At 68.0% G+C, this 21,089-nt stretch carries 19 protein-coding genes; 13 read left to right on the top strand and 6 right to left on the bottom strand.

Features of this window, described 5'->3' with window-relative positions:
* Nucleotides 1-220: 220 nt before the first annotated feature.
* Genes MNQ99_RS04145 through MNQ99_RS04155 form a run of 3 tightly spaced genes read left to right on the top strand, consistent with a single transcriptional unit; the run spans nt 221 to nt 3,295 of the window.
* Nucleotides 221-1,780, top strand: a complete 1,560-nt coding sequence (locus MNQ99_RS04145) for a hypothetical protein (protein ID WP_241914549.1) — start codon at nt 221-223, stop codon at nt 1,778-1,780.
* Nucleotides 1,773-2,588, top strand: coding sequence for an endonuclease III (nth, locus tag MNQ99_RS04150; protein ID WP_241914550.1), 816 nt, complete (start codon nt 1,773-1,775; stop codon nt 2,586-2,588). Before MNQ99_RS04145 ends, nth begins: the two co-directional genes overlap by 8 nt.
* A gap of 2 nt (nt 2,589-2,590) precedes the next feature.
* The gene (locus MNQ99_RS04155) at nt 2,591-3,295 is read left to right on the top strand and encodes an NUDIX hydrolase (protein WP_422387490.1); all 705 of its coding nucleotides are present in this window, start codon (nt 2,591-2,593) and stop codon (nt 3,293-3,295) included.
* On the opposite strand, the gene MNQ99_RS04160 is transcribed toward MNQ99_RS04155, so the two are convergent.
* Together MNQ99_RS04160 and MNQ99_RS04165 are read right to left on the bottom strand one after the other, a co-directional pair.
* The gene (locus MNQ99_RS04160) at nt 3,186-4,973 is read right to left on the bottom strand and encodes a WXG100-like domain-containing protein (RefSeq protein ID WP_241914551.1); all 1,788 of its coding nucleotides are present in this window, start codon (nt 4,971-4,973) and stop codon (nt 3,186-3,188) included. The two genes, MNQ99_RS04155 and MNQ99_RS04160, sit on opposite strands and share 110 nt — an antisense overlap.
* Before the next feature lie 134 nt (nt 4,974-5,107).
* Entirely contained in the window at nt 5,108-6,814 is a 1,707-nt protein-coding gene (locus MNQ99_RS04165; protein WP_241914552.1) for a bifunctional 3'-5' exonuclease/DNA polymerase, read from the bottom strand.
* Nucleotides 6,815-6,924: 110 nt separating this feature from the next.
* On the opposite strand from MNQ99_RS04165, the gene ssd reads away from it, so the two are divergent.
* The 7 genes from ssd (at nt 6,925) to MNQ99_RS04200 (ending at nt 11,891) form a co-directional block, all read left to right on the top strand.
* The gene (gene ssd, locus MNQ99_RS04170) at nt 6,925-8,031 is read left to right on the top strand and encodes a septum site-determining protein Ssd (protein WP_241914553.1); all 1,107 of its coding nucleotides are present in this window, start codon (nt 6,925-6,927) and stop codon (nt 8,029-8,031) included.
* Nucleotides 8,028-9,194 (top strand): TadA family conjugal transfer-associated ATPase, encoded by a 1,167-nt coding sequence (locus MNQ99_RS04175; protein ID WP_241914554.1) that lies wholly within the window; start codon nt 8,028-8,030, stop codon nt 9,192-9,194. Before ssd ends, MNQ99_RS04175 begins: the two co-directional genes overlap by 4 nt.
* The gene (locus MNQ99_RS04180) at nt 9,191-9,997 is read left to right on the top strand and encodes a type II secretion system F family protein (protein ID WP_241914555.1); all 807 of its coding nucleotides are present in this window, start codon (nt 9,191-9,193) and stop codon (nt 9,995-9,997) included. The genes MNQ99_RS04175 and MNQ99_RS04180 overlap by 4 nt, the downstream gene beginning before the upstream one ends.
* Nucleotides 9,994-10,554, top strand: a complete 561-nt coding sequence (locus MNQ99_RS04185) for a type II secretion system F family protein (RefSeq protein ID WP_241914556.1) — start codon at nt 9,994-9,996, stop codon at nt 10,552-10,554. The genes MNQ99_RS04180 and MNQ99_RS04185 overlap by 4 nt, the downstream gene beginning before the upstream one ends.
* Before the next feature lie 127 nt (nt 10,555-10,681).
* Nucleotides 10,682-11,011 (top strand): DUF4244 domain-containing protein, encoded by a 330-nt coding sequence (locus MNQ99_RS04190; protein WP_241914557.1) that lies wholly within the window; start codon nt 10,682-10,684, stop codon nt 11,009-11,011.
* 3 nt (nt 11,012-11,014) lie between these two features.
* A complete protein-coding gene (locus MNQ99_RS04195) occupies nt 11,015-11,458 on the top strand; it encodes a TadE family type IV pilus minor pilin (protein WP_241914558.1) in 444 nt (147 codons plus the stop codon).
* A complete protein-coding gene (locus MNQ99_RS04200; RefSeq protein WP_241914559.1) occupies nt 11,448-11,891 on the top strand; it encodes an Rv3654c family TadE-like protein in 444 nt (147 codons plus the stop codon). Before MNQ99_RS04195 ends, MNQ99_RS04200 begins: the two co-directional genes overlap by 11 nt.
* Nucleotides 11,892-11,948: 57 nt before the next feature.
* Here the strand turns inward: MNQ99_RS04200 and MNQ99_RS04205 are convergent, their stop codons facing one another.
* A complete protein-coding gene (locus MNQ99_RS04205) occupies nt 11,949-14,303 on the bottom strand; it encodes a DEAD/DEAH box helicase (RefSeq protein WP_241914560.1) in 2,355 nt (784 codons plus the stop codon).
* A gap of 120 nt (nt 14,304-14,423) precedes the next feature.
* The gene (locus MNQ99_RS04210) at nt 14,424-15,098 is read right to left on the bottom strand and encodes a GNAT family N-acetyltransferase (RefSeq protein ID WP_127512908.1); all 675 of its coding nucleotides are present in this window, start codon (nt 15,096-15,098) and stop codon (nt 14,424-14,426) included.
* 122 nt (nt 15,099-15,220) lie between these two features.
* Here MNQ99_RS04210 and trhO point away from each other — a divergent pair, with 122 nt between their 5' ends.
* A complete protein-coding gene (gene trhO / locus MNQ99_RS04215; protein ID WP_241914561.1) occupies nt 15,221-16,114 on the top strand; it encodes an oxygen-dependent tRNA uridine(34) hydroxylase TrhO in 894 nt (297 codons plus the stop codon).
* A gap of 7 nt (nt 16,115-16,121) precedes the next feature.
* Here the strand turns inward: trhO and MNQ99_RS04220 are convergent, their stop codons facing one another.
* Both MNQ99_RS04220 and MNQ99_RS04225 read right to left on the bottom strand, forming a co-directional pair.
* The gene (locus tag MNQ99_RS04220) at nt 16,122-16,700 is read right to left on the bottom strand and encodes a GNAT family N-acetyltransferase (RefSeq protein WP_241914562.1); all 579 of its coding nucleotides are present in this window, start codon (nt 16,698-16,700) and stop codon (nt 16,122-16,124) included.
* 34 nt (nt 16,701-16,734) lie between these two features.
* Nucleotides 16,735-18,504 (bottom strand): putative bifunctional diguanylate cyclase/phosphodiesterase, encoded by a 1,770-nt coding sequence (locus tag MNQ99_RS04225; RefSeq protein ID WP_241914563.1) that lies wholly within the window; start codon nt 18,502-18,504, stop codon nt 16,735-16,737.
* Nucleotides 18,505-18,579: 75 nt separating this feature from the next.
* Between MNQ99_RS04225 and MNQ99_RS04230 the strand changes: the two genes are divergently transcribed.
* Complete coding sequence (locus MNQ99_RS04230) at nt 18,580-20,184, top strand: DUF7059 domain-containing protein (RefSeq protein WP_241914564.1); 1,605 nt, start codon at nt 18,580-18,582, stop codon at nt 20,182-20,184.
* Nucleotides 20,185-20,266: 82 nt separating this feature from the next.
* The gene (locus tag MNQ99_RS04235; protein ID WP_241914565.1) at nt 20,267-20,920 is read left to right on the top strand and encodes an ArsR/SmtB family transcription factor; all 654 of its coding nucleotides are present in this window, start codon (nt 20,267-20,269) and stop codon (nt 20,918-20,920) included.
* Nucleotides 20,921-21,089 lie beyond the last annotated feature (169 nt).

The raw sequence follows: 21,089 nt of genomic DNA on the forward strand, positions 1-21,089 counted from the left end.
CTTTTCAGCCTAATCCTTTGTACGCCTCCCTCAGTGTTGACCGTCACAATGCTCGATGCAAAAGGTCTCAAATCTGCGCTGAACGGCACATGCAAGTGCGTTCGACGGCGGTGATCCGGCTAGTGAAGGGTGGGTTCCTTGACTACGCTGAGACCAGCGCCAGAACGTTGCACGGTGGGCTGGGCCCGCTCTGCAACCGCAACGACCCGGAGGATCGACGATGTCACAGAGCTCCCAGACCCACGGCACGGCAGGAACTGCCGTGGCCGGCCCCTTCACCGCGCGAGACCTGGTGGTGGGCATCGGCATCATCCTGCTGTTCCTCTCCTCAGTGCTGCCGCTCGAAGTTCTCCGGGGCATCGGTGTGAACTTGTGGAACTCGGCAGGACTGTTCCAGCTGGCGCTGGGCATCCTGCTGCCGGCGGTGGTGCTGGTGCTCTTTGTGGTCCGCCGTTTGGCGCCGCAGACGCCGCTGCGGATCGGCTCCTTGTCTGTTGATCAATTCGCCTCGGTGGTGGCATCTCTGGCCTTGGCCTTCTACTTCCTGACCATCGTCACCATCTACAGCGTCAGCGGAATCATTGGATTCATCGGCGCACTGGTGCTCTTCGCCGGGACCGTCTGCGCGCGATGGATCCCGCAGTTGGCCGCAGATTTTGTGGGCCGTCCCGAGACGCCGGCCCACCCGGTGGCGCGGGATGCCGTCCCGGCCGCACACAGGCCGAAGGCGCCGCAGCCTGCCGCGCAGCGCCCGGCCTCCGCGGCCGCCGAGTACGGGACGGACGCTGCTAGCCAGCATCAGACCGTTTCGGCCGGCGCAGCCGGTGCCTATGGCTCCGCAGCCCCGGCTGCCGCGGGCTGGGACCAAAGCAGCGCGCAACAGCCGTCCACCGGCCAGTTTGCCGCGCCGTCCGGCACCGGAGCAGCCGGGGTGGCCGGTGCTGCCGCAGCTGCCCAAGCAACGCAATCACCGGAGTCATCCACAGACGCCTCGACGCACACCACGGGGCGGGAAACCGCTGCCACCCCGGCCGGCGTCCAGCAGGCCACGGAACTCGAAGCCGACGATTCCGTTGCGCCGGGTGCCGCAGACGGGGAGGCCGTCGGCATCCCCGTAACTGAGGACTCGAGCGGTTCATCAACCACAAGGGCAGGTGCCCTCGCGGCAGGCGGTGTTGCCCGCGATGTGGGGTACTCCGCCAAAACGGTGGTGGGAAGCCCTAACCCGGGACCCGGCGACGGCCGGCGGGTCCCGGAGTCTGCCCGAGCAGACGTCGAGGCTCAGGAGCGCGGCAACGGCACGGCACAGACCCGCGCTGGCGACCCGCAGGCAGAGACAGCCGTCCCGGTCGGCGGAGCGGTTGGCGGGGCCGCTGCCGAGCAGGCCGGGGCCGACGGGGCTACCGCTGCTGCCGAACCAACCGCCGCCCGGACCGGCGCGACTCGTGCCGACGCCGTCCCCGAAACGGCGACCGCGGCCATGCCGTCCATCGCATCGAATGCCGCTGACCGCGCCCCCGCTGAGGCTGCCTCGGCGTCCTCTCCGATCAGCGCCACGCGTGAACACTACGAGGAAGCCGATGAGGAGTACGAGGCCTTCTGGTTTGCCGTCGGACGCACCCGACCGGTTCTGGACGAGAACACCGGGCAGGTCATGTTCACGGTCGAGCCGGGGTCATGGATCCTGGCGTTGCAAGACCGGGGGGATGAGTTCCTGGTCCAGCACACGGACGGCAGGGTGGGAGTCTTGAGAGACCTGACGAACATTGAGCGTGCCTGACAAGGCGCCGGCAACCCGCCGGCGCAAGACTGAAGAATCGCTGCTGGCACGCAAACGCCGGGCCCGGCGGATCAACAAGGAACTCGCCGAACACTACCCCTACGCGGTGGCCGAGCTCGATTTCAGCAATCCCTTCGAGCTGCTGGTGGCAACCATCTTGTCCGCGCAGACCACGGATGTCCGGGTCAATATGACCACCCCGGTGCTCTTCTCTCGCTATCCGGATGCCCGCGCGCTCGCCGAGGCAGACGAGCTGGAACTGCAGGAACTGATCAAGCCCACCGGTTTCTTCCGTGCCAAGAGCCAGAGCTTGCTCAAGATGGCCGGCCAGATTGTCGATGAGTTTGATGGTGAGGTCCCGGGCAACCTGGATGACCTGGTCAAGCTCGCCGGCGTAGGACGCAAGACCGCCAACGTAGTGCTTGGCAATGCCTTTGGCATCCCGGGCATCACCGTGGACACACACTTCCTCAGGTTGTCGCGCCGTTTCGGCTGGACCGATTCCACCGATGCAGTCAAAGTGGAATTCGACGTGGCGGAGCTGTTCGAACCCAAGGACTGGACCATGCTCTCCCACCACGTGGTCTTTCACGGCCGCCGCGTGTGCCACGCCCGCAAGCCGGCCTGCGGCGCCTGCCCGGTGGCCCAATGGTGTCCGGCCTATGGCGAAGGGGAAGTCGACCCGGAGAAGGCACGGAAACTGCTGAAGTACGAGCTGGCCCCAGGACGTGAAGAACTCCTGGCCCGGATGATGGCCGGTGAGACCCGCAGGGAGCTTCGCGCCGCAGGTTTCCCGCTGGGAGCCTGACTGTGAGCGCCAAAAAGGATCTGCAGCGGTTGATGGAGCTGCCGATGGAACAGCGGCTCTCCGTCCGTGAACGCGAGCGGTGGTACGACGTCGCCTTGGACGCGGAAGCGGTTCGGCCAGCAGCCGTGCTCCTGCTCTTCGGTGCCTTGGACGATGCGCCGGCGCACTTTCACGATTCCGCCGTACCGGATGACCTTGACGTGCTCTTCGTGGAGCGCGCGGCCAATCTTTCTTCGCATCCAGGTCAGGTGGCCTTTCCCGGTGGTTCCATTGATCCCGACGACGACGGCCCTGTCGCTGCCGCCGTGCGTGAATCGGTGGAAGAGACCGGGCTGGACGCTACGGGAGTCGAGGTTCTGGGAGTCCTGCCGGACATCCCGCTGTCGGTCAGCAACTTCCTGGTCACTCCCGTCCTTGCCTGGTGGGCTTCTCCCTCGCCGGTGGCGGTGGTGGATTTCGCTGAGTCCGCACAGGTTTTCCGGGTCCCGGTCGCGGACCTGCTGGATCCTGCCAACCGGCGAATGTCGGTGCTCCGGCGCGGCGGCCAGATCTTCCGCAGTCCGGCGTTCTTGGTCCACGGAGTGGTGGTCTGGGGCTTTACCGCGATCCTACTGAGCCATCTTTTTGATGATCTGGGCTGGACTTTGGCATGGGACACGTCCCAAGAGATCCCGGCCCCGATCGCTTCGCCCCCTGGCGACGACTGACGATATCCCGGATGCCTGGCGTAGGCGCGTCTGCGCGCGGCGGGGGAGCCGTCGCAGGCGGCGGGACTGGCCGCGCAGGGCGGCCGGCGGACGACCGGAAGGGATCCGTTGGTCCGGCAGTGGCCGCTGTGCGAGGCAGCGGCGCGGGCGTGGGTTGTCGCGGCGGCGTTGGCGCGGAGCCCGGTTTTAGCGGTGGCATGGGGGCGGGTCCCGGGCGGGGTGCCGGGGTTGGCGCGGGTCCCGGGCGGGGTGCCGGGGTCGGCGCGGGTCCCGGGCGCGGTATCGGGGTTGGCGCAGGCCCGGGGCGCGGCGCTGGCGAGTGATGGTCCCGTGCCGGCGGCACAGCGCGGCCGCCGCCCAGGACTTGTTTCAACCAGGAGTCCTTCGACGAAAGCGTCCACGCGCTGTCGGCCCGCTGGGCCCAGTTGTAGGCCGTGAAAACGGAGAAAACGAACGGCACCAACCTCCCCGGCTTGAGGACGGAAGTCACTGGGTTCGCTGTGGGCACCGGGGAGAAGAGCTGCGGCGCCAGCTGCGCCGTCAGTCGGCGTTGGGCGGTCTGGCCGGCAAGCTGCAGTACCAGGCTTTCCGGGCCGGCGGCCAGCACACCGAGGACGGAGTCTCCGTGGCGGCGCGCCAGAGCCCGGGCGGCCGCCATGTTCTCGGAGGCAAGGGCCAGCTTTGCACGATTGGAGGCCTTGACCATCCCGCGGGCCGTGACAGTTGTGGAGGAAGCAGCGATCCCGCGCATGCGGTGTGACGCGGCGGCAATCCGTGCCATCGCGGCGGTACTGGTGCCGACAGCCCGCGCGGACGCTGCACCCAGCGCCCCGACCACCGAACGGAAAATGGATGCCGCAGCAGCCAGCCGTGCAGCACCGGCGGCGCCGGAGATAAAGGCCGAGAGCCCTGCGCTGACCGGTGCCAGCGCGAGGCTCACACCCAAGGTCAGGGCGACGTCGCGGGTAAATGCGGTGGCCTCCTCAACCAGTTGCCGGTGCGCCAGTTCCACCGCCCCGGCATACTCGTTGCATCCCTCGGCGAGGGCGTCACAACCGTCGGCCAGCACGGACGCGCACGTCGTGAGTTCACCGTGTGCATCGAGGAGCAGCAGCACATCCGTCCCGCGAAGGCCGGACAGCGCGTGCGTCGCCGCTCGGTCGGCGACGGCCGCATGTGTCCTGGCCTCTCGGCCGATGTCCTGCCAGACGCCGGCTATGCTGCGCACTGCGGCGGCGTCGCCGGACGGCCACAGCACGCCGGCGGCATCGGCGATCAGCTGCCCGAGTTCCGGAGGCAGCGGAAACCTGCCGCCAACGGCTGACTCCGGCAAGGGAAGGCAGCGCTCGCCGTGCGGGGGAGCCGGTTGTTCGAAGGCTGCGGGGGATCCCGCGGCCGCATGTTCCGCGAACCGGTAGAGCGCCGCGGCGCACTGCGTGGAGAAGCGGAGCCGGCCGTAGGCGCCAACAAGTCCTTCAATTCCGCGCAGCAGCAGCGCTGCGTCCCGGTCGTAGGCATGGCCCCACGACGAAGCGTCGGCCTCCCATCCCGACATCCCAGCGCCCACGCCCAACCGGCCGTTTGCCGATTCCCGTAAGTTCTCGTAGCCCGCGGCTGCCGTTCCCGCCGCCGCTGCGGACTGCGCCAGGGCGGCAGTATCAATGGCGAGCATTCCCATCGGCATCCCTCCTCCAGCACCGCCGACCGGCGGCCGCCCACCGAGGGACTCAACGCTACGGTGGAAGGAGGAGGCCGACCATGGCAAAGGTCCGCGTTGTGGATAACCTTCCACTCCGAGCGGGCCCGGAGGATTTACTTGGCGTCGGCGTAGGAATCGACGACGGCAACACTGACCGGGAACTCCACGGGGATCCGGCCGAAGACCAAGCGGGTGGCCGCCGCGGCCGATTCTTCGACCAGCCGACGGGCCATGTCCGTCCGGTCCTCGTGGACATGCAGCATGACCTCGTCGTGCAGGAAGAACACCATGTCCCCCACAGAGGTGCCCTCGGCAGCGCATCCGCGCAGCCGTCGTCGTAATTCCGCCAGCCAGCAGAGTGCCCACTCCGCAGCAGTGGACTGCACCACGAAGTTGCGCGTGAAGCGGCCGCGGCTTCGAGCCAGGCCGTCGGCCCGTCGCTGCTCTTCCGCGGTGGTGGTCCGTTGCGCGGCCAGCCACCGGTCAGACGGCGGAGGGCAGCTGCGGCCAAGGTAACTGCTGACCACCTGGCCTGCCTCGCCGGCCCGTGCCGCTCGTTCGACCACCGCGATGGCCTGCGGATAAGTGCGCGTGAGCTGCGGCATCAGCCGGCCGGATTCACCGGTGGTCGCACCGTACATGGCACCCAGCATGGCGATCTTCGCTTTGGCCCGGTCACCGCCGAAGCCCGCGTCGGCAATGCCCTGATAGAGGTCTTTGTCCCGCCCTGCCGCTGCCAAGGCGGAGTCCTGCGCCAGTGCAGCCAACACACGCGGTTCCAATTGAGCTGCGTCAGCGACGAGGAGCTTGCGGCCGGGGTCGGGACGGACGGCATCCCTGATCTGGCCGGGTATCTGCAGGGCACCCCCGCCGCGCGAGGCCCAACGCCCGGTGACCACGCCGCCCGCAACGTACTCGGGCCTGAAACGGCCGTCCCGGACCCACGCATCGAGCCACGCCCAGCCATTGGCCGTGAACAGACGGGAGAGCTTGCGGTACTGCAGCAGCGGTTCGATCGCCGGATGGGAATGCTCCTTCAACTCCCACGAACTGGTGGTTTTGACCTCGATGCCGGCCCGGTGCAGGGCACGGATGAGCTGCTGCGGGGAGTCCGGGCTGAAGCTGGGATTGGCTAGCTCCTGTCCGAGCTTGACGGCGAGATCCTCCAGTTTTTCCGGCCGCTGGCCTTCCCTCGGCCGCTCACCCAAGTGGGAAGAGAGAATGTCCAAGTGGATATCCTCGCTCCACGGCACGCCCGAGTGCTCCATCTCGGCGGCGATCAGGGCGCCGGCCGATTCGGCTGCCAGCAGCAGTTGCAGCCGGGCGCGCTGCGGCGAGGCAGCAACAGCGGCCAACTGGTCCTGCAACTCGGCCACCAGGTCCTCCAAAGCCGTCCCGTCCGCCCGCGGCTCGTCGAAAAGTGTGAATTGGTCCGGGGACTGCTGCAGCGGCGGCAGATGACGGGGGAGTTCATCATCCTGGTGCGCTATCGGTTCCTCCCTGAGCGCGCGGATGTATGCCGTGTCCGGGGTATAGACGGACAGTGACAGGATGCTGCGGACCAACGCCAGATCGTGGCTGCGGTCCACGCCCGTTCCGGCGGCGAGCAGCGGCAGATAAGCGTCGCGGGTGGAGTCGAAGACCCAGCGAGGGGCACCTGCATCTAGGCCGCGGACCGTCTCGGCCAATTTTCCGGCGGGTACGACGGCGGGTGGCCCGGCGGGTGCGCCGTGCGCGTCGGTGCGCTGCAGGTACGCTTCCGGCTCCGTCCCCGCGGGCACAGGAATGTTTCGCGCTGCGGGGGCCAGGACGATGTACACGCCTCAATTCTCCCCTGACCTGTCCTCCACACAGGCACGGCAGGCCGCCGCCGTACACATCGGTCGGCACCCGGGACCGGCACCGGCCGGACTCACGGGACGATCGGAGCATGCCAAGACACCAGACGGTCAACGAACGGACGCTTTGGAGACCGGCGGAAGCGACCGACGTCGTGCTCCTGGGCGGGACAGACCGGTTGCGCGATGACATCGCTCGGATTGCCGCGGCGGCTGGGCTGGCCCTTCGCCCCGAGTCCCCGAGGGAAGCGCCGGTGTCCGCTGCCGGAGCCACCCCGGTGCTGTTGGGAACCGGGTACGCGCGGGTACCGCGGACCAGTGCCGAAGTCATCGTGGTCGGTTTCATCGATGAGGCGCCGGCCCTCTGGGACTTGGCGGCCTCGACCGGTGCGGGCCGGGTCGCTGTGCTGCCCGACGGCGCGGCGTGGCTGGCTGAATACTTGAGCCGGACCTGGCGGCGTGAAACTACAGGGAAGTTGGTTGCCGTTCACGGGGCCAGCGGCGGAGTGGGGGCTTCGGCTCTGGCCGGATGGTTGGCCGCCACCGCAGCACGTTCCGGAACAGCCACGGTGCTGGTGGATGGGGATCCGCTGGGCGGCGGACTCTCGTCGGCCATGGGCGCCGCCGACGTTCCGGGGCTGGTCTGGCCGGATCTGACGGAAGTGCAGGGGACGGTGAACCCGGTGCAACTGGCGGCGTCGCTGCCTGCGATCGCCGGCTTCTCCCTGCTGTCCTGGCCCGGGACAGGGGAAGCATTCCTTCCGGAGACGCCGGCGATCGACACTGCGGCGGCGATCATGGCGGCCGCCGCGGGCGCTTTTGGTTTGGTGGTGATCGACGCCGGACGGCTGGGGACGGGGCATGACATTGGTTCACCGGCGGACGACATTGTTCTGCTGACCAGAGCAGATTGCCGCTCCCGCCGGGCCGCAGCGACTGCTGTAACGGCTGCAGTCGGCACCGGTGCCAATGTACACGTGGTGGTCAGGGGGCCGCTGCCGGCAGGGACCGACGAACAACTGATTGCCGATGGGCTGGGTGTGCCGCTGGCTGGATATCTGCCGCATCTACGGGCGGTGCCGGCCTGCCAGCGCGACGGACGACTGCCGGAGTTGGCGTCCAACAGGCGCATCCGGTCCTTGTGTGCCAGTGTGCTGGACCGGCTGGATACGGGACACAAACCGGGGAGGCTGCCATGAACGGCGTTGGTCGGGGGCGGCGGGCTGCGCCGGCCGAGGCCCGCGGCATCAGCCTGGAGCCCTTCCGCAGCGCCGTGTTATCGGACCCGTCGCCGGTGACCGGGGCTCGACTGGCGGCAGCGGTCCAGTCGAGCGGTCGGCTGCTGGGAACGGCCGGCACGCTGCAGGCGGTCGACTCACTGTCCGCGGAGCTACGCGGGCTTGGGCCTCTGCAGCAGCTGGCCGAGGCCCGGGTGACGGACATTCTGGTGAACGGCCCGCACGACGTCTGGACCGACGGCGAAGGAGGCCTGCGTCGGGCCGAGATCGCTTTTGGCAGCGATGCCGACGTGCGGGCGCTGGCCGCACGTTTGGTCGCGGCCGGCGGGCGCAGGCTCGACGACGGAAATCCGTGCGCGGATGTACACCTCGCGGGCTACCGGGTCCATGCCGTGCTGCCGCCGGTTTCGACCGGCGGCACACTGCTGTCGATCCGTCTCCACCGGCCGCGTCGCTTCGCACTTGCGGAACTGCTCGTCGCCGCCCCGCAGTGGCAGCCGTACCTTGAAGCCATCGTGCTCCAGCGCCTGAATTTCCTGATCTGTGGCGCAACCGGATCCGGCAAGACCACGATGCTCGCGGCAATGCTGGGGACCGCTTCCCCCCAGGAACGGATGGTTTTGGTGGAGGACGCCGCCGAACTTAATCCGGGCCATCCGCATGTGGTGGGTCTGCAGAGCCGGACCAGCAATGTCGAGGGCACTGGGGCGGTCGGGATGGCGGAGTTGGTCCGGCAGGCCCTGCGCATGCGCCCGGACCGGCTGGTCGTCGGGGAGTGCCGGGGTGGAGAAGTCCGGGAGTTTCTGGCCGCGATGAACACCGGCCATGCCGGCGCCGGGGGCACCATCCACGCGAATTCGGCGGCAGCCGTACCGGCGCGGCTGGCTGCCATGGGTGCGCTCGCAGGCATGAACGCCGACTCGATTGCGCTGCAGGCAGCAAGCGCACTGGACCTGGTGATTTCGATGCAGCGGACCGATGCAGGGCGTTGCGTGCAGGAAGTTTGCCTGCTGCAAACCAACGATGCCGGACGCTTGCACACGATCACGGCATTGGCCGCCGACGGAGCCGGTGTGCGGCATTGCCATGGCTGGGACGAACTCCGCGGACGGCTGTTCCCGTGACCGGGTTTGTGGTGTTCCTGCTGACGGCGACCGCCTGCCTGCTGTTGTTGCCGTGGAGGCAGGCCGGCCCAGCGGAGATGGAAGCGGGCTCCCGGCGAAGGGCATTCATCAACGGCAGGCGGCGGCAAGTCGCCGCGGCGCAATTGGACCAGTTGCCCCTGTTCGTGCGGCAGTTGGCCGCGCTGCTGCGTTCGGGGCGCACCCCGGTACAGCTGTGGCCGGACATGCTCGCGGTCTACGCTGTACCGGGACCGCCTGACGGAGAGCCGCAGGGCAGCCGAAAACCAGATCGGACGGGGCCGGAATCAGGTGCGCCGGCGGGAGCGGCAGCGTTGGTGCTGCCCAGTCTTCAGGCGGCGGCACAAGCCGCGGCACTGGGACTGGGCATCGGGCCGGTTCTGCGCCGACCGCAGCCGGCCAAGGGCAGGCGGATGGACGCTGCCGCCGCCGCGACACAACGCATGTGGCATGACCTGGCCTCCTGCTGGGAGGTTTCCGAAAGGACCGGGGCACCCCTGGCGCTGCTGCTGGAGAATTATGCGCGGCACCTGCAGGATCGGCTCGATGGCAGGGCTGCGCGCCGGACTGCGCTGGCGGGACCGAAGGCGACGGCCACCCTGCTCGGCTGGCTGCCGCTGCTGGGACTCGGCCTCGGAACCGCCATGGGAGCCGACCCCCTTGGCACGCTGCTGCTGTCGGCGTCGGGGTGGCCGGTCCTGGTCGTCGGGGCAGCATTGATGATAGGTGCACGCCTCTGGTCGCGCGAACTTGTCCGACGGGCAGCCGGACCGGACGCCCTGTGATCGCGGTCCTAACGGGCGTGCTGCTCTTTGGCGCCGCCATATTGCTGTGGCCGGGGCTGTCCGGAGCGGCTCCAACCGCTGCCAGACGGGCCACGAGCGCAGACCGGGGGAGTGACGGTGGGAACGAAGCGCCCGAAGATCCGGCGCTGCACCTGGACCTGCTGGGCGCCATGCTGGCCGCGGGCCTGTCCCTGCCTCATGCCGTGGCTGCCCTTGCTGCCACTACTCGCGGACCGCAGCAAATAGCCTTGCAACGGGTCGCCTCGGCACTGTTGCTGGGGGTGGACTGGCAGGAGGCCTGGGCGCTCGGCGGACGCGGAAGCGGGCTGGACCTGCTCCGCGACGCTTTACGCTTCGGTGCCGCTACGGGCGCTCCGTCTGCAGCGGTGCTGTTTGCCCAGGCCGACCAGCTGCGCCGGCGGCGGCGACAGGAAGACCAGCAGCGGGCGGCTGCGCTTGGCACAAAACTCGTCCTCCCGCTGGGCCTATGTGCCCTGCCCTCCTTCATCGCGCTGGGAGTTGTGCCGGTACTGGTCGCCCTCGTGCCCCGGTTCTAAGCATTCCTCCACAGTGCATCCGAGGCCGCATGTTGTGCACCATCACCAGATGGGCTCTGCCGGGTTCATGACGATGTCCGAGAAGCTCGAATAACCGCAATCCGGCGGTCACATCCAGGAGGAAAACATGTCATTGTTACTGGCTAATTGGCGGGATCGGACAGCCCCGAACCGGCTGCCGCTGAACCCGCCGCCGGCGGAAGGACCCGAGGCCGAACATGATGAAACCGATAATTTGGCGGAGGTGATTGCCTTTCCCGGCGGCGGACAGAACCGGCTGACCCGGAAGACCTGGCGCCAGCTGGGCGGCTCCGAAGCAGGGATGGCTACCGCCGAGTACGCCATAGCGACGCTTGCCGCCGTAGCCTTCGCCGGTCTCTTGGTCCTGATCCTGCGCAGCGGCGAAGTCCGCGGCATGCTCACGGGCTTGGTGGAACTGGCGCTAACGGCGGTCTGACAGATGAGAAGCCGCCGCGGGCCTGGCCGTCACCCTTGGCGCGGTGCGAGCGCCAACGGCCCGGGCGCCGACGAACGCGGCAGCGTTACGGCGGAATTCGCCGTCGCCCTGCCGGCGGTCGTCGTTGTGCTGGCGTTCCTGTTGGCGGGGGCGGCAGCCGGGGCAGTCCAGCTGAATCTGGAGAAGGCGGCGCAGGCGGCGGTCCGTGAATTGGGCCGCGGCGAGTCGGAGGCATCTGCCGCGCACACCGTCCGCTCGATTGCAGGGGAGGGCGCCGTCGTGGCTGCGGACAGCAGCGGCGGCTGGGTGACCGTCCGGGTCACAGCCTCGGTGTCTGGCCCCTGGCCGGAGTTCGGCGGCTGGACGCTGGCCGCCGAAGCCACCGGACCCGCCGAGCTAGGCGGCGGGCCGGTGGTTCCGGCGAGAGCAGGCAGCGGTGGCAAATAACGAGCCTCCGCCGCCGCGGGTGGCCTCACACCGTTCGGGTGCCAGCGCTCCCTCCCGAAACGGCGAGGACCGCGGGGCCGGAACGGTCCTCGCAGTCGGACTGGTGCTGCTGCTGTGCCTGATGCTCGCAGTGGTCGCCTCGGTGCTTCAAGCGGGAATGGCATCGGCGCGGGCCGGCAAGGCCGCCGATCTGGCTGCCCTGGCCGGTGCCGATGCAGCCCGCGGGTTGTTGGCAGGCGACCCTTGCAGTCTTGCCGCGGAAGTGGCGGGCAAGCAGGGCTCCGAGCTGTCCGCGTGCAGCCGGTCCGGGCCAGGCGGTGTTGCGGTCGACGTGCGTTCCCGGACCGCCCTGCCCGATGTCTTTGGATGGCTCAACGGGGAGTGGACGCATGCCGAAGGCCGGGCACGGGCTGGGCCGCCGCCGGAGACATAGACGACCGACGGCGGGGCGGCAGCAGCCGGAGTCCGGCTTCGCGGCGGTGCCGCCCTGCTACACCGCCGTTGCCTGGTGCCGTTCTGCCCGGGCAGGGCCGGCGTGGGAGAGCAGCGCCTCGATCAGCGTGACCGCACCGGGCTTGTCCAGCGGATTGTTCTTGTTGCCGCATTTCGGCGACTGCACGCAGGACGGGCAGCCGGTTTCGCATTCGCAGGAACGGATGGCGTCCCGGGTGGCGGCCAGCCACGTCCGCGCCGCCTCGAAGCCGCGTTCGGCGAACCCGGCGCCGCCGGGATGCCCGTCGTAGACGAAGATCGTCGGCTTGCCGGTGTCGGCGTGTAGGGCGGTCGAGACTCCGCCGATGTCCCACCGGTCGCTGGAGGCCACCAGCGGCAGCAGCCCGATGCCGGCATGTTCGGCGGCATGCAGGGCGCCGGGAACGCGGGCCGCGACCAAACCGGCGGAGGCCAGTTGCTGCTCGCCGATGGTGAACCAGACGGCCTTGGTAAACAGCTCCCGGGCACCGAGATCCAGCTGTTCTTCGCCCAGAATCTCATTGGAGATGAACGCTTTGCGCTGGAAGGAGATGACCTTCGTGGTGACCTTGACGTCGCCGAAGCACGCCTGAACCTCACCCCAGTCCTCGGTCCGTTCGGCTCCGAGCACTTCAATCTGCGTGATGTCGCGGGCCTGCGTGTAATAGTCCGGATTGGCACGGGTCACCATCGCGCAGTGGTCCTGCTCGTTGAGTTCATCCACCACGTAGGTTGTGCCCTGATGGACGTACACCGCGCCGCTGTGCGCCTGATAGTGCGACTGCGGCGAGTCCATGGTGCCCAGCAGCGTGCCGGATTCCGACTCGACAATGCTAATCGGTCCGCCGCCGTCGGCCCGCAGATTGACCATGGCGGCTGCGCTTTCTGGATGGGTCCAATACCAGCCGGCGGGCCGTCGGCGGAGGTAGCCCTCGGCCGTCAGCCGGTCGAGCAGGCCGGGGGCAGCCGCACCGAACAACCCGATGTCCGCTGGCGTCAACGGAAGCTCCTGGGCGGCCGCGCACAGGTGGGGGCCCAAGACGTAGGGATTCGAGGGGTCGAACACGGTGGCTTCGACCGAGACGTCGAATACCGCTTCGGGGTGGTGCACCAGATACGTGTCCAGCGGATCGTCGCTGGCAACAAACGCCGCGAGCGCGTCCTGGCCGGACCTGCCGGCCCGGCCGATCTGCTGGAACAGCGAGGCGCGGGTTCCCGGCCAGCCCGCGACCAGGACGGCATCCAGCCCGGAAATATCGATGCCAAGTTCCAGTGCCGAAGTGCTGGAGACGCCCAGCAATTGCCCTGACCGGAGCTTGGCTTCCAGCTCGCGTCGTTCCTCCGGCAGGTAGCCGGAGCGGTACGCCGCGACCCGGCCCGGCAACGAGGGATGGACGTCGTCCAGCAGCCGCTTGGTGATAGAGGAAATCGTCTCGGCGCCGCGGCGCGACTTGATGAAAGCGATCGTGCGAACCTGCGCGGACACCAAATTGGCCATCAAGTCTGACGTCTCAGCCACCACCGTGCGCCGTTCTTTGGCTCCGTTCTCGCCTCTAAGCTCCGTGAGCTGAGGCTCCCAGAACGCCACGGTGGTGGATCCGTGCGGCGAACAGTCTTCGGTGACGGCGTCGGCGTCGGCGCCGATCAGCCGACCGAACGAGGTTCCAGGGTCCGCGGAGGTGGCCGAGGCTCCGATGAACACCGGGTCGGCCCCGTAGCTCGCGCAGATCCGGCGCAACCGACGCATCAAGTTGGCCACATTCGAGCCGAAAACGCCGCGGTAGCTGTGCGCTTCGTCAATGATCACGTAACGCAGCCGGCGGAAGAACCGCGCCCACCAAGCATGATTGGGAAGGATGCCGAAATGCAGCATGTCCGGATTCGCCAGGACGAAGTTGGCATGGTCCCGGATCCAGCGGCGGGCCCCGGGGTCGGTGTCGCCGTCGTAGGTTTCCGCCCTGACAGTGGGCAGCTTCAGCGACTTGATCGCTGCCAGCTGGTCGGCTGCCAGCGCCTTGGTGGGGGCCAGGTACAAGGCGACGGCACCATTGGGCTCCAGGCTCACGGCGTCCGCGAGCCCAGTCCGGTGGATGGCATCCAGCGCCGGCAGCTGGTAGGCAAGCGATTTTCCAGAGGCGGTGCCGGTGGCAATGATCGTATGCCGACCGTCGTGGGCGCTCTCGGCCGCCTGAACCTGGTGGCGCCACGGCTGGTGCACGCCAAGCATGGCGTAGGCAGCGCGGACATCGTCGTGGACCCAGCCCGGCCAGGGCTCGACCACGGCCTCCCTGGCCGGGAGCTCGCGGACATGCACCAGCTGCTCGGGCTCCGGACCGGAACCGAGCAGCGGAATCAAAGAGTCGTGCATCGCCACCCGAATATTGTGTCATCACCTCGGGAAGCCACGCGGCACTCCAGCCGGGACCGCCGGGACGGCCAGGACCGGCCGCAGCCGTGCGTCAGCGCAGACGCCTGCAGCGTCAGCCGGAAGTGATCAGCTCTCCGCGGCGGGCTTGAGGATCATCACGTCGCAGACGGTGTCCCAGCCCAGGTGGTTGTAGAGCATCTGTCCGTCGTACGAGGCGATCAGCAGACCGGTTTCCACCACATGTTCGAAGGTGGAGGCGATCAGCGCCCGCATCACGTGAGTGGCCAATCCGCGGCGGCGGTAGTTGATGTCGGTTTCGATGTGGTCGAAAACAGCAAAATTGTCGACGACGGCGACCACGCCGTGTGCCGCCTCGTTGCCTTCATGCACTACACGGACACGGTGGACGTTGCCCGTTTTTTCCACCTCGGTTTTGAAATCGGCGTCGCGGTACCACGGATCCTCGGCGTCCTGCCCGGACATGTCCGTGACCATCAGCGACTGGGCATAGTGGTGCACGCGGAGACCATGCTGCGGGGCCAGCTGATGGATCCGCTGCGCATCGCGGGTCAGTACCGTGAAAATACGTCCCGGGGACTTGGTAGTGTCGCGGGCCACCGCGGCGAACTCTTCATCGCCCGGCTCAAACGCAAAGTATTCCCAGTCTCCGGTCTTATCGGCCAGCAGCACCGCGGGGTGGCCGGCAACCTCTTCGGAGGAGTAACCCCGGCAGGCAGACCAGCCGGCAACCCAGACGGAAAGGACGTCGTCCGGAACGTCAGTCGTGTAATCGTTGCCCATAGCAGGACTGTACCTAACAGCGGCCGCCGGCGGCACCTGAAAGCGATGACAACCCTGTCACAATCCCAAATTCCGCCCCGGTGGGAAATTAGCGATTCCTTACCACCGCGTAATCTTGATGGGTGGCTTTGAACCGAATTGTGCTTTATTACGCTTTCACTCCGCTGCCGGACCCGGATGCCGTCCGGCTGTGGCAGCGCGCGCTGGGTGAGAAACTCGGCCTGCGCGGGCGGATCCTGATCTCCAAGGACGGCATTAACGGCACCGTCGGCGGCGAGCTGAACGCGGTGAAGCAGTATGTGAAAACCACGCGCGAGCACCCGGCGTTCCGCAACCTTGACGTGAAATGGTCAGACGGCGGGGCGGAGGACTTCCCGCGTCTGAGCGTCAAGGTCCGCGACGAGATCGTCTCCTTCGGCGCCCCGGGCGAGCTCAAGGTGGACCAGGACGGCGTGGTCGGCGGCGGCAAGCACCTGCGCCCGGAGGAACTGCACCAGTTGATCGACGCAAAGAAGGCCTCCGGCGACGATGTGGTCTTCTTCGACGGCCGCAACGCGTTCGAGGCACAGATCGGCAAGTTCAAAGACGCCATCGTTCCGGACGTGGCCACCACCCACGATTTTATCAAGGAACTGGACTCGGGCAAGTATGACGACCTCAAGGACAAGCCGGTGGTCACCTACTGCACCGGCGGGATCCGTTGCGAAGTCCTCTCCTCCCTGATGGTCAACCGCGGTTTCCAAGAGGTTTACCAACTCGACGGCGGGATTGTCCGCTACGGCGAAACCTTCGGCGACGCCGGGCTGTGGGAGGGTTCGCTCTACGTCTTTGATCAGCGCATGCATCTTGAGTTCACGCCGGACGCCAAAACCATCGGAGAGTGCGTTCGCTGCCAGGCGCCCACCAGCAAGTTCGAGAACTGCTCCAATGCCGAATGCCGGCAGCTGACCCTGTACTGCTCCGCGTGTGCTGCGGATCCGCAGACCCAGCGCTGCCCGGACGGCTGCCCGGCATAGCCGCGGTTTAAGCGGCCGCGGTCTCCGGCCACAGCCCGGCGGTGGCATCCTGCGGTTCGGTTTCCTCGACTTCCGTCTTGAACACGTTCATGCCGCGCGCCTGGTAATTGGCAACGGCCGCCGGGCCGTCCAAGGAACAGGTATGTACCCAGACCCGCCGCACCGGCGGGAACCCGTCGCAGCGTCCGTCCAATTGCCAGGCCTGGCGGATGCCTTCGGCCAGCAGCGCCCCGCCCAGACCGCGGCCGATGGCCTCCGGGAACAGCCCGAAGTACATGATTTCGACGTCGGTGCCCGCCTCGGCTCGGCGGCCCAGCAGTTCCACGTAGCCGGCCGGCGCGCCGCCGGTGTCAAGCACCCAGGTTTCGGAGCCGGGAGTGCGGACCACCTGTTCCCATTCGCTGCGCGTGAGCGTTAGCCGGTCGACCCAGTTCCAGCTGCTGCCTACGCTCCGGTAGAGGAACTTGCTGAACTCCGGGCTGATCTGGCGCACCTGCACAACGGCGGCGTCGTCCGGCAGGGGGCGGGACCCGGGCACCAGTTGGGCGGGATCGGTTTGTTCAAGATGGGTGGTGGTGACGAGCATGCAGTCATTTAACCACCGGGGCGCGGTGCCGGTCTCACAGCACAGCCGCGGGCTGCGGCCGCTGGAGCGCGGCCAGGGCCTGGGCGCCTGGCAGATCGGAGGCACTGGCGGGGCGGGAAATGTAGTAGCCCTGCGCGGTGTCGCAGCCCAGCTCCCGCAACACCTCCAGCTGCTCCGGCCGTTCAACGCCCTCCGCGGTCACTTTCAGCCCCCACGCGTGGGCAATGTTGATCAGGCCGCCCACGAAGGCGGCTTCGCGCTCGGAAGTATCGATGTTGTCGATGAAGGACTTATCGATCTTGACGGTGTTCAGCGGCAGGTCCCGCAGCATTCCCACGGAGGAGTACCCGGTGCCGAAGTCGTCCAGATCGACGCCGATGCCGGCCTCCCGGAGCTGGGCCAGCTGTTTGATCGCGCGGGGGAAATCCGCAATCGCGGAACTCTCGGTGATCTCCACCCGGATCAGTTCCGCCGGAACGCGGTGCGCGGCCATGGCGGCCAACAGCTCGCCGACCACCTTGTTCGCGGCCAGCTGGATCGGCGAGACATTGATGGAGATCGTCCGCGGGCTGCCTGCCTCCAGCCAGGCGCCGGCCTGGGCGCAGGCTTCGTTGAAAACCCAACGGCCGATCTGCTGGATCAGGTTCACGCTTTCGGCCACCGGGATGAATTCCGAGGGCGGTACCGAGCCCAGCACCTCGTCGTGCCAGCGCAGCAGAGCCTCCACGGCCAGACTGCCGTCGGTGGCCAGGTCCAGCAGCGGCTGGTAATGCAGCCGGAAGCCGCCCGCCGCCACCGCCAGCTGCAGCCGGCGCCGCAGCTGGGCCTGCCTGGCCACGGGTGCCGTTTCGCCGCGGGCGCTGAGCCAGACCACCCGGCCCTTCCCTGCCCGCTTGGCCGCCAGCATGGCGCCGTCCGCCTGCCGCAAAAGCACGTCCAGTTGGCTCAGCTGCTCTTCTTCGACCACGTCGGATGCCAGCGCCAAGCCGATGGACGCGGAGATGTGCAGCTCGTGGTCATCGAAGGGGAAAGGTTTAATCGCTTCGGCCAGGATGCGGTCCGCGATGCTGCGGGCCTGGTCAGGGCCGACATCGACCAGCAGCACCGCGAACTCGTCGCCGCCCAGCCGGGCCACGATGTCACGGCCGCGCACGGTGCGCTGCAGCCGGCTGGTGAAGCCCGTCAGAATGCTGTCGCCGGCCCGATGTCCGAACGTGTCGTTGACGTGCTTGAACCGGTCCAGGTCGATGCACAGGATCGCTACCCGGTCGGGATCGCAGTCGCCCACCAGCTCTGCTCCGCGCTCGTCGAGCAGCCGCCGGTTGGGCAGCCCGGTCAGCGGGTCGTGCATCGCGTCATGCTGGAACAGCGCCGAAACCTCTTCGAAGATCCGCGAGACGGCCACCACCCGCGGCCCGTCGGGGCCCACCACCAGGAAGTCCTCGTAACGGGCGCCGGAGGGCCGGGCCAGAATCCGCCGCGCGGCCTGCGTCATGGACAACCCCGGGTCCACCTCGAAGGAGTGGTCCGGCCGGAGCTGGCCCACCCGCGTGCGGCTGTTCAGCGCGCGCCCATAGCCCAGCCGCCCGCTGAGCTCGGACTCCAGCCGCTCCCGCAGGAGCAGCCAGTGCGGCCCGTCGGCCTCCACCGCCACGGCTTGCAGCGAGCGGTCGGCTTGGAACCAGCCGTTGACCTCCATGATCAGGGTGTCGGCGGACACCACCGGGACCTTCTGGCCCAAGTCGCCGACCCGTTGCGGCCGGTCCGCGAGGGGCAGGGCCGCCCCGTTGGTACGTGAATCCATGCCCCAGTCAGTACCACACGCTTGCGGCTCCCGGGTGAACGGGAGGGAAACCGGCCGGCTCACTAGACTTGGCGGGTGGACTTTGCAGACTTCTCCGATGTGCCCGATGCCCCGGCCAGCACCGACCCGCGGCTGCTGGTGGACCTGGCCGCCGACCTGACCGCCCTGGACTACAGCGTGGACGGGGTGGCGGCACTGCTCGGCGACCAGGCCTGGGCGGCCTTTGACCGTGACCAGCTGGTCCCGGCCGTGCTGACCACCGCCCGCTTGCTGGAGGATCCGGCACACAGCCGCCTGGCCGCCGTCGTGCGTTGCTGGCTCTTGGGCCGCACCGTGGCGCCGGAGCAGTTGGCGCCGGCGTTCCCACGGACCGGGCTGGACGGCCTGGCCGCCCTGGGGTTGGTGGAGCACGACGGCGGCGCGTTGCGTGCCGCCGTCGACCTCCGTCCGTACGCCTTTGGCGGCACCGAACTGTGGGTGGCCAGCGACCTGGGCGCGCACCAGCGGCCCGGCGTCCTTCGGCGCGACCATGTGCTGGGCATCGGCCAGGCCTCGCTGACCTTGGCCCAGCTGACCATTCGAACAGAAGTGGAGCGGGCGCTGGACCTAGGCACCGGCTGCGGGATCCAGGTGTTCCATCTGCTGGGCCACTGCCGGCACGTCACGGCCACCGACATCTCGGATCGGGCGCTGGCGTTCACCCGGTTCAATCTGGTGCTGAACGCCGGCGCGCTCGGGCTGGATCCGGACGATCTGGCGGCGCGGGTCAGCCTGCGGCTGGGCAGTCTGTTGGAGCCGGTGGCGGGGGAGCGTTTTGACCTGGTGGTGTCCAACCCGCCGTTCGTGATCACGCCGCGGCTGCCGGCGGAACGCGCCGACGAGCAGTTCACGTACCGCGACGGAGGGCTGCCCGGGGACGACATTGTGGGTTCCCTCTTCCGCACGCTCCCGTCCGTGCTGGCCGACGGCGGGGCTGCACAACTGCTGGGCAACTGGGAAATCCCCGACGGTGCCGTCAACTGGCATGCCAGGCTCGAGCAGTGGCTGACCCCGGACACCGACGCCTGGGTGATCCAGCGCGAACAGCTCAGTCCGGCGCAGTATGCGGAAACCTGGCTGCGCGACGCTTCGGAGAACCGCGATCCCGCCTTATTCGCGTCGGCCTATGCCGCCTACCTGGAGGACTTCGAGTCCCGCGCAGTGGAGGCCATTGGCTTCGGCATGGTCTGGTTGCGCCGTTCCGCAGCAGTCCCCGGGGCGACGGCCAACGGTACGTTGCGTCGTTTCGAGGAGATCACCTATCCGATCGAGCAACCCATTGGGCCGCATCTGGCAGCAGCCCTTGATCGGTCCGATTGGCTGGCCACGCATATTGCGGACTTCGGCGGCCAGCATCTCCAGGTTGCCGAGGACGTGACCGAGGAGCGGCACCAGCGGCCCGGAGCAGAACATCCCGGCGTGATCTTGTTGCGCCAGGGCGCGGGACTGCGCCGGACCAACCTGATGAGCACCGAACTGGCGGGCTTCGTTTCTGCCAGCGACGGCGAACTTGGCGTGGACCAGATCATCGGCGCCTTGGCCGCGCTGCTGGACCGCCCGGAACCCGACTTCGCCCGGCAGCTTTCGGAGGAGGTGCGGAACCTGGTGGCCGACGGCTTCCTGGTTCCTACCGGCCAGTAGGCCTGATCGTTTCCTGATTGCAGCCTGTGGGAATGAGGAACACCGCCGCCATGGGCCGTGAGCGGCATTACACTTACTGATCATGACTAAGGGTTCAACCACCACGACCGGCCGGGCGGCTGCTGTTGCAGCAGACCCCCAGCGGGAGCCTGCAGCCGGGGACCGGGTCAATATCTCCGATGCCCGGGCCATCCGGGCGCTGGCCCACAACGTGCGGTTGAAAGTCATCGAGGAGCTCTTCGATACGCAGCAGCCGGCCACCGCCACCGAGTTGGCCCAGCGGCACGGGCTGACCCCCAGCGCGATGAGCTACCACCTGCGCGCCTTGGAGAAATGGGGCTTCGTCAAACGGTGCGCCAACCAGGGCGACGGGCGGGAGCGGCACTGGCAGGCGGCCGCGGGGCGGCTGGACGTGACCAGCGTGGCGGACAGCCGCGCAGCCACCTTGGGTGTGGTGGACGTGGAACTGAACGATCTTCGCGAACGTCTGTCCAAATATGTCAAACGGGACAAGCAAGCGCCCGATCCGGACACCTGGCGGCAGGAAGGACACCTGGCTGCGCTCAGCACGGGAAGGTTCTATCTGACCGAAGAACAGCGTAAGGACCTCGGCCGCCGGATCGGCGAGATCCTGCTGGAATTCAGCCCAACCACCAACCCGGAGAACAGGGGAGAAGGGGCGGAGAAACTCTATTATGTCTTCTCCTTCCTGCCCGGCGACATCGACAACGACTAGGGCTCCGGCAGGGCCACTGCCAGCCTCCCGCGCACCCCGAAGCCAGCCGCTTCTTCAGATCGCGTGTTCTGGTTCGCGGTACTGTTGCGGCTAACCTAGTGCTGACGGTCCTCCACCCCGCCGGGTTGGAGGACGTACTTACAAGCGCATCAATACCTTTCTTTCTTTA

This window comes from Arthrobacter sulfonylureivorans, assembly GCF_022637435.1.
Lineage (GTDB): Bacteria > Actinomycetota > Actinomycetes > Actinomycetales > Micrococcaceae > Crystallibacter > Crystallibacter sulfonylureivorans.

Coding starts and splice junctions, on each gene's coding strand:
- MNQ99_RS04225 (WP_241914563.1), bottom strand. CDS start 18,504: ATGGATTCACGTACCAACGGGGCGGCCCTGCCCCTCGCGGACCGGCCG.
- MNQ99_RS04190 (WP_241914557.1), top strand. CDS start 10,682: ATGTCATTGTTACTGGCTAATTGGCGGGATCGGACAGCCCCGAACCGG.
- MNQ99_RS04160 (WP_241914551.1), bottom strand. CDS start 4,973: ATGGGAATGCTCGCCATTGATACTGCCGCCCTGGCGCAGTCCGCAGCG.
- MNQ99_RS04195 (WP_241914558.1), top strand. CDS start 11,015: ATGAGAAGCCGCCGCGGGCCTGGCCGTCACCCTTGGCGCGGTGCGAGC.
- MNQ99_RS04235 (WP_241914565.1), top strand. CDS start 20,267: ATGACTAAGGGTTCAACCACCACGACCGGCCGGGCGGCTGCTGTTGCA.
- MNQ99_RS04145 (WP_241914549.1), top strand. CDS start 221: ATGTCACAGAGCTCCCAGACCCACGGCACGGCAGGAACTGCCGTGGCC.
- ssd (WP_241914553.1), top strand. CDS start 6,925: ATGCCAAGACACCAGACGGTCAACGAACGGACGCTTTGGAGACCGGCG.
- MNQ99_RS04175 (WP_241914554.1), top strand. CDS start 8,028: ATGAACGGCGTTGGTCGGGGGCGGCGGGCTGCGCCGGCCGAGGCCCGC.
- MNQ99_RS04210 (WP_127512908.1), bottom strand. CDS start 15,098: ATGGGCAACGATTACACGACTGACGTTCCGGACGACGTCCTTTCCGTC.
- MNQ99_RS04220 (WP_241914562.1), bottom strand. CDS start 16,700: ATGCTCGTCACCACCACCCATCTTGAACAAACCGATCCCGCCCAACTG.